Source organism: Formosa algae, from assembly GCF_001439665.1.
GTDB classification, from domain to species: Bacteria; Bacteroidota; Bacteroidia; order Flavobacteriales; family Flavobacteriaceae; genus Formosa; species Formosa algae.
Window position 1 is genome coordinate 23990 of record NZ_LMAK01000036.1, and the last position, 12590, is coordinate 36579.

8 protein-coding genes are annotated in these 12590 nt (G+C 34.4%); 4 read left to right on the plus strand and 4 right to left on the minus strand.

Annotation, left to right across the window (positions count from 1 at the left end; translation table 11 throughout):
* Window positions 1-21: 21 nt before the first annotated feature.
* Window positions 22-1830: an acyl-CoA dehydrogenase family protein gene (locus AST99_RS10330; RefSeq protein WP_057781761.1), complete on the plus strand. Its 1809-nt coding sequence runs from the start codon at window positions 22-24 to the stop codon at window positions 1828-1830.
* Window positions 1831-1926: 96 nt separating this feature from the next.
* Here AST99_RS10330 and AST99_RS10335 read toward each other — a convergent pair whose 3' ends face one another.
* On the minus strand, window positions 1927-3753 hold the full coding sequence (locus AST99_RS10335; protein WP_057781762.1) for a glycoside hydrolase family 15 protein: 1827 nt from the start codon (window positions 3751-3753) through the stop codon (window positions 1927-1929).
* Between the two features lie 80 nt (window positions 3754-3833).
* Between AST99_RS10335 and AST99_RS10340 the strand changes: the two genes are divergently transcribed.
* From AST99_RS10340 to AST99_RS10350, 3 genes are all read left to right on the plus strand, one after another.
* Window positions 3834-6044 carry a bifunctional alpha,alpha-trehalose-phosphate synthase (UDP-forming)/trehalose-phosphatase gene (locus AST99_RS10340; RefSeq protein WP_057781763.1) on the plus strand — a complete coding sequence of 737 codons (2211 nt, stop codon included), beginning with the start codon at window positions 3834-3836 and terminating at the stop codon, window positions 6042-6044.
* Between the two features lie 19 nt (window positions 6045-6063).
* On the plus strand, window positions 6064-7404 hold the full coding sequence (locus AST99_RS10345; protein WP_057781764.1) for a M28 family peptidase: 1341 nt from the start codon (window positions 6064-6066) through the stop codon (window positions 7402-7404).
* 72 nt (window positions 7405-7476) lie between these two features.
* Entirely contained in the window at window positions 7477-9063 is a 1587-nt protein-coding gene (locus tag AST99_RS10350; protein ID WP_157486356.1) for a M1 family metallopeptidase, read from the plus strand.
* Window positions 9064-9110: 47 nt separating this feature from the next.
* Here AST99_RS10350 and AST99_RS10355 read toward each other — a convergent pair whose 3' ends face one another.
* The 3 genes from AST99_RS10355 to AST99_RS10365 all read right to left on the minus strand — a co-directional run bounded on the left by AST99_RS10355 (window position 9111) and on the right by AST99_RS10365 (window position 12575).
* On the minus strand, window positions 9111-10577 hold the full coding sequence (locus tag AST99_RS10355) for a sigma 54-interacting transcriptional regulator (RefSeq protein ID WP_057781766.1): 1467 nt from the start codon (window positions 10575-10577) through the stop codon (window positions 9111-9113).
* 68 nt (window positions 10578-10645) lie between these two features.
* A complete protein-coding gene (locus tag AST99_RS10360) occupies window positions 10646-11770 on the minus strand; it encodes a vWA domain-containing protein (protein WP_057781767.1) in 1125 nt (374 codons plus the stop codon).
* Between the two features lie 127 nt (window positions 11771-11897).
* Window positions 11898-12575 (minus strand): Crp/Fnr family transcriptional regulator, encoded by a 678-nt coding sequence (locus tag AST99_RS10365; protein WP_057781768.1) that lies wholly within the window; start codon window positions 12573-12575, stop codon window positions 11898-11900.
* Window positions 12576-12590 lie beyond the last annotated feature (15 nt).

Sequence of the window (12590 nt, forward strand, 5' to 3'; positions counted from 1 at the left end):
ATAAAATCAAACTACTAAAACATGGAAACTACACAAAAAGAAATAATTAGAGGAGGTCAATTTCTTATTAAAGAAACGGCCTGCGAAGACATATTTACTCCAGAAGATTTTTCTGAAGAACAGATTATGATGAAAGAGGCCGTTATTGAATTTAACGATCGAGAAATTATTCCTCATAAAGCTAAATTCGAAGCTAAAGATTATGCGCTTACAGAAACTGTAATGCGTAAAGCTGCTGAGCTTGGGTTTTTAGGTGTAGCTGTTCCTGAAGCTTATGGCGGACTTGGAATGGGGTTTGTTTCAACCATGTTAACTTGTGATTATATTTCTAGCGGAACCGGCTCTTTTAGTACTGCTTTTGGTGCGCATACAGGAATTGGAACGATGCCTATTACATTATATGGTACAGAAGAACAAAAGCAAAAATATGTCCCTAAATTAGCTACAGGAGAATGGTTTGGTGCTTATGCATTAACCGAGCCTGGAGCAGGTAGCGATGCCAATTCTGGTAAAACGATAGCCACACTCTCAGAAGATGGAACATCTTATAAAATCAACGGACAAAAAATGTGGATTTCCAATGCTGGTTTTTGTAGTGTCATGATTGTTTTTGCTCGTATTGAAGATGATAAGAATATTACGGGATTTATTGTTGAATATGATAAAGACAGTCCAAATGGGATTACACTTGGAGAAGAAGAACACAAATTAGGTATTCGTGCCTCTTCTACTCGTCAAGTCTTTTTTAACGATACTGTAGTTCCTGCAGAAAATATGTTAGCAGGTCGTGGTGAAGGGTTTAAAATTGCCATGAATGCTTTAAATATTGGTCGTATTAAACTTGCTGCGGCCTGTCTGGATTCACAACGCCGTATTACTACAACCGCAGTTCAATATGCTAACGAACGTAAACAATTTAAAACGCCTATTGCAGATTTTGGTGCAATAAAAGTGAAGTTGGCAGAAATGGCGACTAACTCATACGTTGGTGAATCTGCTTCATATAGAGCAGCAAAAAATATTGAAGATCGAATTGCTATGCGTCAAGCTGCTGGCAACACACACCAAGAAGCAGAGTTAAAAGGTGTTGAAGAATATGCTATAGAATGTTCTATTTTAAAAGTTGCAGTATCTGAAGACGTACAACATTGTGCAGATGAAGGAATTCAGATTTTTGGAGGTATGGGATTCTCTGAAGACACCCCTATGGAAGCTGCTTGGAGAGATGCGCGTATTGCAAGAATATACGAAGGTACAAACGAAATTAACCGTATGCTTTGTGTTGGGATGCTAGTTAAAAAAGCCATGAAAGGTCATGTTGATTTATTAGGTCCTGCCATGAAGGTTCAAGAAGATTTAATGGGTATTCCTTCTTTTGAAACGCCTGATTTCTCTGAATTATTTTCAGAAGAAAAATCGATGATAGCTAAACTTAAAAAAGTATTCCTAATGGTGGCTGGTGCTGCGGTTCAAAAATTTGGCCCAGAATTAGAAAGTCACCAACAGTTACTTATGGCAGCTTCAGATATTTTAATTGAAATTTATATGGCAGAATCGGCTATTTTAAGAACCGAAAAGAACGCTAAACGATTTGGCGAAGACGCTCAAAAAGTTCAAATTTCTATGTCTAAATTGTATTTATATCAAGCTGTAGATATTGTTGAAAAGAAAGGTAAAGAAAGTATTATTTCTTTTGCTGAAGGCGACGAACAACGCATGATGCTTATGGGACTTAAACGTTTTACAAAATACGTAAACTACCCAGATATTGTAGATTTAAGAAATGAAATCGCAGAAAAAGTAAAATCAGAAAACAAATATTGTTTCTAACATATTGTGTGACTAATTCTAATTTTTAAAACAAAAGGCCAATTCGAAATATCGAATTGGCCTTAGTCTTTAATAATATATTATGTGAATTTAATATTACAACTTGTCACTTTCGTCTACATTATCTCTCATACATTCCATCACTTTTTCTTCGTCTGTAACTGTAGATAAATTAATGGCTGTTTCAATTAATGCTAAATGAGAATACGCTTGAGGGAAATTACCTAGTAACCTTTTGGTTTCAAAATCTATATCTTCACTAAATAATCCTAAATGATTGCTATACGATAATAATTGATCAAATAATGCTTTTGCTTTTTGCTCCTCTCCTATTTTGTATAAACTGTTTATAAACCAGAATGTACAAATGGTAAATGATGAAGAAGGTAAACCAAAATCATCTTTATTTTTATAGCGATACAACAATCCATCGTTACTTAAGTCGCGTTCAATACCTTTTACTGTATTTACATATTTTGGGTCTTTTGCATCAATAAAACCATAAGGTTCCATTAATAATACAGAAGCATCTAAATCGTCTGAACCATAAGATTGTGTAAAGGCTTGAACTTTTTCGTTCCAAGCATTAGTCATTATATCGGCTTTAATCTCTTCTTCTAAAGGTTTCCATTTTTTCAATTTGGCTGTTTTCCCTAAGATTTCGGCAACTTTTATAGCCTTATCTATAGCGACCCAACACAACACTTTAGAGAATGTAAAATGGCGTTCTTCTGTTCTAAACTCCCAAATTCCTTTATCGGCTTCTTTCCAGTGTTTATTCACCACCCAAACAATACCTTTAGTAATAGTCCAGATTTCTTCTCCATTTTCAATATCTGTACTAAAACTCACTAATTGCTGATGGATTACATCCATTAAAATTCCGTAAATATCGTTTTGGCGTTGCTCGTAAGCTGCATTTCCTACACGAACCGGACTCGAATCTTTATAACCACTTAAATGGTCTAACGTTTCTTCAGTTAATTTTTTCTCTTTATTAATACCGTACATAATCTGAAGCTTTTCATCTTTATCTGGTATTAAATCAACAATAAACTTCAAATAACGTTTTGCTATATTTTTATGTCCTAAATGAGACACTACTTTAATTACCATAGACGCATCTCGAATCCAACAAAAACGGTAATCCCAATTACGTACTTCTCCAATAGTTTCTGGTAATGATGTCGTTGCAGCAGCCAAAACAGCTCCAGTTTTATCGTAGGTTAACAGTTTTAATGTAATGGCACTTCTAGAAATTTCGTCATTATAACGCTCGTAAGAAGGTGTTTTATCCATCCAATTTAACCAATACACTTTAGTACGTTCAAACTCTACATAAGCTTTATGTACATCGGGTTTAAAAATTTTCTCGTTATATCCTATTAGAAAATAGGCATCTGTTGCAAGTTCTATTTCTGTGCCCTTTACAACGGCCTCTTTATCTAAATCTGTATACAGAAATAAGGTGTCAAATTTTTCTTTATCTGTTAAACTCACTATAAAATCAGATTTCACGTAGGTGTTGGTTTCACCCAAGGCGTATTCTAACTTTGGCACATAATCAACCTTAAATTTTGGAGTTCCTTTGATGTATTTTATATATCGAATAATTTCTGGTGGAGACTGATATGCACCAGATGTTTTATGATATCTTGGCATAAAGTCCATAATATCAAAAGCATCTTCTCCATTAGTAAAAGAGGTGACTAAAATAGCCGTATTGTTTAGATATTTTTGTGATACTACATAATTATCGTCTACCGTAATACCAAAATGGCCTCCAATATTTTCATCTAAAAGCTTAGCAAAAACCGAACTTGAGTCGAATTCTGGTAAACAACACCAATCTATCGATCCGGATTTTGATATTAGTGCTGCACTTCGGCAATTTCCTATTATTCCGTAGTCTAAATTATTCATTAAATCTTCTATTTTTTGTGGTTAACAACCAATTTTTCTTTAAATTAACGAAAAACTTATTGCTAATCAAAATTCAACTCATGAATAAGACTATAATAGTCTCAAACAGACTCCCTTTACAAGTAAAATTAGAAGATTCTAAGTTAGACATTAAACCCAGCATTGGTGGTTTAGCGACAGGAATGAAATCTGTACATGCCGAAGGCAATGGCATTTGGGTAGGTTGGTCTGGATTAACTCAAGACCAATTAACTCCTGAATTAGAAGAAGAAGTAAAAACTGCAGTTACTAAAGAAAAATGTGTTACTGTGCCGTTAACCACAGAAGATGTGGATAATTTTTATTTAGGTTTTAGTAATAAAACACTTTGGCCTTTATTCCATTATTTTATGGAATACACCACTTTTGAGCGTTCTGAATGGGAATCTTATAAAGAAGTGAATCAGAAATTCGCCGATGTGATTCTAGAAAATGTAAATGATGGTGACACGGTTTGGGTACACGATTATCAATTATTACTGTTACCTAAATTAATTCGAGATAAAAAACCAAATATCTCTATAGGATTCTTTTTACATATTCCATTCCCTTCTTTCGAAATTTTTAGAACGTTTCCTTGGCGTGAAGAATTATTAGAAGGTATGCTTGGTGCCGATTTAATCGGGTTTCACACTTACGATTACGAGCGTCATTTTTTAAGCTCTATTAAACGTATTTTAAGACTCGAAGTTAATTTTAATACTATAGATTATCACGATCGTACGGTTACTGTAGATTCATTTCCAATGGGAATCGATTATAACAAATTTTACAATGCGGCAATGGTTAACGATTCTCAACAGAAAAAAGAACGTTCAGAATTACAACGTCGTTTAGATGAGCATATCAAATCAGATTCAGATGCTAAAATTATATTATCTATAGACCGTTTAGATTATACAAAAGGTATTCCTAATCGTTTAAAAGCTTTTGAATATTTTTTAAATAAATACCCTCAATTTAAAGAAAAAGTAAGATTGATATTATTAGCGGTGCCTTCGCGTTCTAATGTTCCACAGTATCAAAAATTAAAACGTGAAACAGACGAGTTAGTCGGACGTATAAACGGAGAGTTTGCCACAGTTAGTTGGACGCCAATTTGGTATTTTTACCGCTCTATGCCTTTCGAAAATTTAATCGATTTATATACCACATCAGATATTGCTTTAATTACTCCCGTTCGAGACGGAATGAATTTAGTCGCTAAAGAATATGTAGCCACACGAACCAATCAGGACGGTGTGCTTATTTTAAGTGAAATGACAGGTGCTTCTAAAGAAATGAACGAAGCCTTGTTAATTAATCCTAATAATTTTGACCAAATAGCTGATACTATTAAACAAGCTATTGAAATGCCTATAGAAGAACAGCAAAATAGAATTAAAATACTTCAAGAACGTTTACAGCGCTATAGTGTTGAAAAATGGGCTGAAGAATTCTTAAAAGCACTTGAAACTACGAAAGAAAAAGAAGATGTATTTATTTCTAAACGTTTAAACAAAACGTTGAAAAAGGACATTTCTAAAGCTTTTAGCGCTGCGAAAAAGAAACTCGTCTTATTAGATTTTGATGGTACTTTAGTCGGTTTTAAAGATAATCCGAAAGATTGTAAACCCGATGCAGAATTATTCGATTTACTAGATAAAATTCAAGCTATTGAAGGTGTTAAATTGGTTATTATTAGTGGTAGAGACCGTGAGACTTTTGAAGAATGGTTTGCAGGTAAAGATTATACCTTAGTTACAGATCATGGTGTTTGGCTAAAAGAAAAAGATAGCGATTGGATGATGTTAGAACATCTTAAAAACGATTGGATGGAAAACATACTTCCTGTTCTTGAAACCTTTGTAGACAGAACACCTGGAACTTTTGTTGAAAAGAAAAAATACTCTTTAGCTTGGCATTATAGAAAAACCGATCCGGAATTGGCACAAACCAGAACTATAGAATTAAATACTGTTTTAAATAGTTTAATAGAAAACCACGGACTTACTGTTTTAAAAGGAAATAAAGTTACCGAAATAAAAAGTAGTAATGTAAACAAAGGACGTGCAGCGTCGCGCTTATTAACACAAGACAATTACGACTTTATGTTTGCAATTGGAGACGATTGGACAGATGAATATATGTTTGAAGAATTACCATATTCTGCTTATACGGTTAAGGTTGGGTTTAAAAAGACAAACGCGAAATACCATGTAAAAAACACTGCAGAAGTACGCGAATTATTAGAAACTTTTACTAAATCTTAAATCTTATTTTACAAAACTTATGAAGTATCGTCTATACTTATGTGCCATTTTTGGCCTAAGCAGCCTCATGCTATCTGCTCAAAATCATCAGCAAATTTATAACATCATAGATTCTATTTCTGCTACACGCATTAAACAAGATGTAAAAACCTTAACAGAATTTGGAACGCGAAATACATTTAGCGACACCGTGTCTAATACTCGCGGAATTGGAGCAGCAAGACGTTGGATAAAAAACGAATTCAATACCATTTCTAATACTTGTAACTCCTGTCTTAAAGTGTTTTATCAGAAAGATTTTGTAACTAAAAAAGGCAATGCTAGAGTGCCACATGATGCTTGGGTAGTAAATGTCGTTGCTGTTCAGAAAGGTACAAAATACCCAAATCGTTATATTATTATGACGGGAGATATAGATTCTCGAGCTAGTAATACCATGGATTTTACAACAGATGCTCCCGGTGCAAACGATAATGCTTCTGGAATGGCTGGAACTATTGAAGCTGCTCGTGTATTATCACAATATCAATTTGAAAATAGTATTGTCTATTTAGGATTATCTGGTGAAGAGCAAGGCTTATTTGGTGGCGCTGGTTTTGCCGCTTACGCTAAAGCCAACGATTGGGACATTATTGGTGTATTTAATAATGATATGATTGGAAATATTGAAGGTGTAGATGGTGTAATTGATAACCGCTCATTCCGTATATTTTCTGAGCCTGTACCACCTACAGAAACGGAACGCGAACGTAAATCACGTCGTTTTTATGGAGGCGAAGTCGATGGTGTTTCTCGCCAGTTAGCACGTTACATTTACAAAACGACTAAAACTTATATGCCTGAAATGAACCCTATGATGATTTACAGATTAGATCGTTTTGGAAGAGGCGGACACCATAGACCGTTTAACGATTTAGGTTTTGCAGGAATTCGTATAATGGAAGCTCATGAAAATTACACCCAACAACATCAAGACATTCGTACCGAAAATGGTATAGAATATGGAGATACGTTTGAACATGTAAATTTTGATTATACTAAAAAATTAACCGCTGTAAATGCTATTAATTTAGCTGCCTTAGCATCTGCGGCGCCTGCTCCAAAAACAGTCGCTATTGGAGGTATTGTTGAAGCTGCTGCAAAATTACAATGGAATGCTGTTGAAGGAGCCGTTGGCTATAAAATTTATTGGAGAGACACCACTTCTCCAACTTGGGACTACAGCAGAACTGTTGGTAATATTACAGCATTTACATTAGATGGCGTTGTTATAGACAATTACTATTTTGGTGTAGCATCTATTAATAAAAATGGTTTTGAAAGCCCTGTAGTTTTTCCAAATAGCATTATAAGAAAATAAATGATTTTAAAAATTTCAACGTTGAAAACACAGTCTATTTTGCTCCTCTTTTGTTTGGGTTTAAGCACAACTATGTATGGTCAATTATTATCAGATAAAACAGTATTTACACATCAGGACACACTTCGTGGTAGTATCACACCAGAGCGTGCTTGGTGGGATTTAACCTATTACCATTTAAATATTGAAGTGCTGCCAGATACTAAATTTATATCTGGGCATAACACCATTCAATATACGGTGTTAGAACCAGCAAACGTGTTGCAAATAGACTTACAAGAACCACTTAAAATTACTAAGGCCACACAAGATGGTAAACCATTGCAAGTAATTAATGATGGCAATGCACATTTTATAACCTTAACCGAACCTCAACGCAAGGGTGCTAGTAATGCCATAGATGTATATTATGAAGGGCATCCAAAAGAAGCCATTAAAGCACCTTGGGACGGCGGGTTTTCTTGGAAAAAAGACGATAATGGGAAACACTTTATTGCTACATCTTGTCAAGGTTTAGGCGCTAGTGTGTGGTGGCCTTGTAAAGACCATATGTATGATGAAGTTGACAGTATGGATATTAGCGTAACGACACCAAAAAATTTAATGGATGTTTCTAACGGAAGACTAACAGATACTAAAACGTTAAGCGATGGTAGAAAAACCTATACGTGGTCGGTTAAAAATCCTATTAATAATTATGGCATTAATGTGAATATAGGAGACTATGTGCATTTTTCTGAAGTGTATCCTGGGGAAAATGGAGACTTAGACATGAATTATTATGTGTTAAAGGACAATTTGGAAAAAGCTAAAAAACAATTTAAAGACGCGCCTAAAATGATGAAAGCATTCGAGCATTGGTTTGGGCCTTATCCGTTTTATGAAGATGGATTTAAACTGGTTGAAGTCCCATATTTAGGTATGGAGCACCAAAGCTCTGTTACTTACGGAAACAAGTTTGAAAATGGCTATCTCGGGCGTGATTTATCGGGTACTGGATGGGGCTTAAAATTTGATTTTATTATTATACATGAAGCGGGTCATGAATGGTTTGCGAATAACATTACCAATATTGATATTGCCGACATGTGGATACACGAGAGCTTTACTGCCTATTCCGAAAATTTGTTTTTAGATTATTATTACGGAAAAAAAGCCTCTGCGGAATATGTTATCGGGACGCGGAAATCTATTTTAAACACTGCTCCAATTATTGGTGTTTACGATGTGAATAACGAGGGCTCTGGCGATATGTATTATAAAGGAGCCAATATGTTGCATACGTTACGTCAACTAGTAGAAGATGATGAGAAATGGCGCCAAATTTTACGTGGCATGAACAAAACTTTCTACCACCAAACAGTGAATACCCAACAGATTGAGGATTTTTTAAGTCAAGAAACAGGAATAGATTTAACTGCTTTTTTTGATCAGTATTTAAGAGATACGCGTATTCCTACTCTAGAATACACATTTGAAAATAATACGTTAAAATACCATTGGACACATATTGTTTCAGATTTTGATATGCCAATTCAGGTCACTTTAAATGGAAAATTACAATGGATTTATCCAACAGCAGAATGGAAAACCATTCCTATTACAAGTAAAACATTTAAAATTGATTCCGATTTTTATGTCGATCACAAAAAAATTTAAACACTAAAAACGCCATCTTTATTTAAGATGGCGTTTTTTTATTAGTCCTATAAGCCGCTAATATAACTGCCATAAGGATCTTTAAATTGTATGCCTTCGGTATAGCGATATTTACTTAATTTATTAAACTGTACTAATCCCCAAAGCACAAACTCTTTCACTAAATACCTTTCGTTTGCTTTTAAATCGGGTTGGTAAGTATTAATTAAATCCTCTAAAGGTGTAATGGCATCTAAAGTAGATTTATACGTGGCTTCATCTAAATCGTCTAACAATTCGAATCCTTCAGAGTTATTAAAAAACCATGACACAATCGCATCGTAAGGCGATTCTTCATCTTGCTTTTCTAATTTTTCAATTTTTGGAAAAAACTTAGGGAATATGGTTTGCACTGCATCTCCTATTAAATTAAATGCAACCACAGAAGCGCCTTCTTGCTCACCTTCATAAACCAATTCAACTTTCCCTGTTATTGCAGGAATAATACCCACAAAATCGCTTAATCGTATCGTAGTATGATCATCTCCAGAAATAAGTGCTCTACGTTCTGCAGTACTTACAAGATTCTCTAAAGCGGTGATGCCTAAACGTGCACTTACCCCACTCTTCGCATCTATATATTCGTTATCTCTAGCTTCAAAAACAATTTGCTCTAAAATATCTTTCACCAATTCCGGTATGCTTACCAAACTGGTCTGTTGTGCATTCAATTTAGCTTCTTGTTGGGTGATTTTTTTAGCCGTTTCAATATTCATTGGATAATGTGTAATAATTTGCGAACCAATTCTATCTTTTAAAGGTGTTACAATACTACCACGGTTAGTATAATCTTCTGGATTTGCTGTAAAGACAAACTGAATATCTAAAGGCATACGTAATTTAAAACCACGTATTTGTATGTCACCTTCTTGTAAAATATTAAATAAAGCCACCTGAATTCGTGCTTGTAAATCTGGTAATTCATTTATTACAAAAATACAGCGATTCGCTCTTGGAATCATTCCATAATGAATCACACGATCGTCTGCATAACTTAGTTTTAAATGCGCTGCTTTAATAGGATCTACATCGCCAATAATATCAGCTACCGTCACATCAGGTGTTGCTAACTTTTCTGCAAAACGCTCACTTTTAGGCATCCAATAGATAGGCGTATCATCGCCTTGTTCTTTGATTAACTCTATAGCAAATCTTGAAATGGGTTGCAGGGGATCGTCGTTAATTTCAGATCCTGTTACTACAGGAATATAGTCGTCTAATAAATTCACCATTAAACGTGCTAAACGTGTTTTTGCTTGTCCTCGCAATCCCAACAAATTAATGTTGTGTCGCGATAAAATGGCGCGTTCTAATTCTGGTATTACCGTATTTTCATACCCATGAACACCTTCAAAAGTCACGGACTTGGTTTTTAACTTTTCAATTAAATTATCTCTTAATTCATCTTTAATAGATTTGCTAGTATAACCGGAAGCTTTTAATTCGCCTAATGTATTTATATTTTCTATAGTCATTCGTATCTTGTTTTAAAGTGATTGTAGCCATTAAAATTTCAGCTTTAATCTGTATTAACTTTAATAGTTTATCCTTTAATTCTTTTTTTTCTGTTGGTTTCATAATCCTCAAAAATCATTTCACCTAAGCCTTTTAAACCTGTGTAAAACGCTTTGCCTTGATTGGCCGCTGTAAAAGCACGTACAAATTGTGTTAGGTAAGGATCTTTTGCAATCATGAACGTTGTAATTGGAATATGTAATCGTCTGGCCTGTTGTGCAGAATCGTAACATTTGTTTACAATAAAATCGTCTAACCCCATACTGTTCTTATAATACTGTCCGTCTGGCAAACGTAAACAACTGGGTTTACCATCAGTAATCATAAAAATTTGCTTGTTTGTATGACGTTTTCTGCGTAGTACATCCATAGCTAATTGCAGTCCAGCGACCGTGTTTGTATGGTAAGGTCCGACTTTTAAATACGGTAAATCTTTAATTTCTATAAGCCAAGCATCGTTTCCAAAAACCAAAATATCTAGGGTATCTTTTGGGTAGCGAGTGGTAATTAATTCGGCTAAAGCCATAGCAACTTTCTTTGCTGGAGTAATACGATCTTCGCCGTAGAGTATCATACTGTGACTAATATCAATCATAAGTACTGTACTCATTTGCGATTTATGAAGTGTTTCTTCTACAACTAAATCGTCTTCCGTGAGATTAAAACTTCCAATCCCATGATTAATTTGTGCATTTCTTAAGCTTTCCGTAATAGACACTTTATCTAGAGCATCTCCAAACTGATACCCTCTAAACTCGCCTGTATGCTCGTCTCCTACGCCTAAAGATTTGCTTTTATGACTACCTGAACCGCTGCGTTTAAGCTTTCCAAAAATATTATTTAAAGCTTGCTGCCTAATGGCACGTTCTGTTTTGGCTGTAATTTTGGTACCTCCAGAACCATTTTCGTCAATTTCATCTTTAATGTATCCTTTCTTTTTAAGGTCTTCAATAAAATCGTCTATAGTATATTCTGCGGTGGTTAATTTATATTCTTTATCTAACTCGCGTAACCAGCTTATAGCCTCATCAAAATCGCCGGAAGTATGAGTTATAAGTTCTTTAAATATTTCAAAAAGCGTATCGAATGGCGATTTATTTTTCGCTTCGAACGCTTGAAATACAAAGCCTTTTTTGTGAATTGTTTTTTTCATAGCGTAATAAAAATAGTAATTTAAGAAAGAAATCTATACGCTTTCACATAATTTTATAACTAAAAAAAGCTGAATAGCACATTACAGCCATTCAACTTTAAGTATAGATTATATGAGGAGGAATCTTTTATTCCATTAACTCCAATTCATCGTAATTCAAAATTTGTATTTTCTTTCCTGAGGTTTTTATTAATCCCTCTTTTTTAAACTGAGACAATGTTCTTATTACAGATTCTGTAGCTGTACCTACTATACTTGCAAAGTCGTCTCGAGACAAAGGCACTTTTAAATAATTACTCTCATCGACTCCAAAATTATTGTGCAAGTATAAAATGATGTCGGCCAAACGTTTTCTAACCGATTTCTGAGCCATATTTACAATGGCAATTTCTGCTTCTTTTAAGTCGGTAGCCATACGCTTTAAGACACTAAAAGAGAATTCGTTATTTTTTAATAAATCTTGAAGAATTTCTTGTTTAGGGATAAAACAAACTTCCATATCGTTTAAAGCTGTTGCTGTTAAATTAGCCGTTTGGTTTATAATCACAGAACGTTGCCCCAAAAGCTCGCCTTTAATAACCAATTTTACAACTTGATCTTTTCCTTTTTCTGTTAGTTTAGTTAATTTACAAACACCCGAACTAATGCAGTACACACCATTAAGCATATCTCCTTCTTTGAAAACAACTTCACCTTTTTTAATGCGTTTAGTTACTTTACAACCAGATATTGATTTAATCTCTTCGCCTTTCAACACATTTAAAGCACTTAGCTTTCTCACCATACATTGTTCGCAGTCCCCCATATCTAAAATATTTAA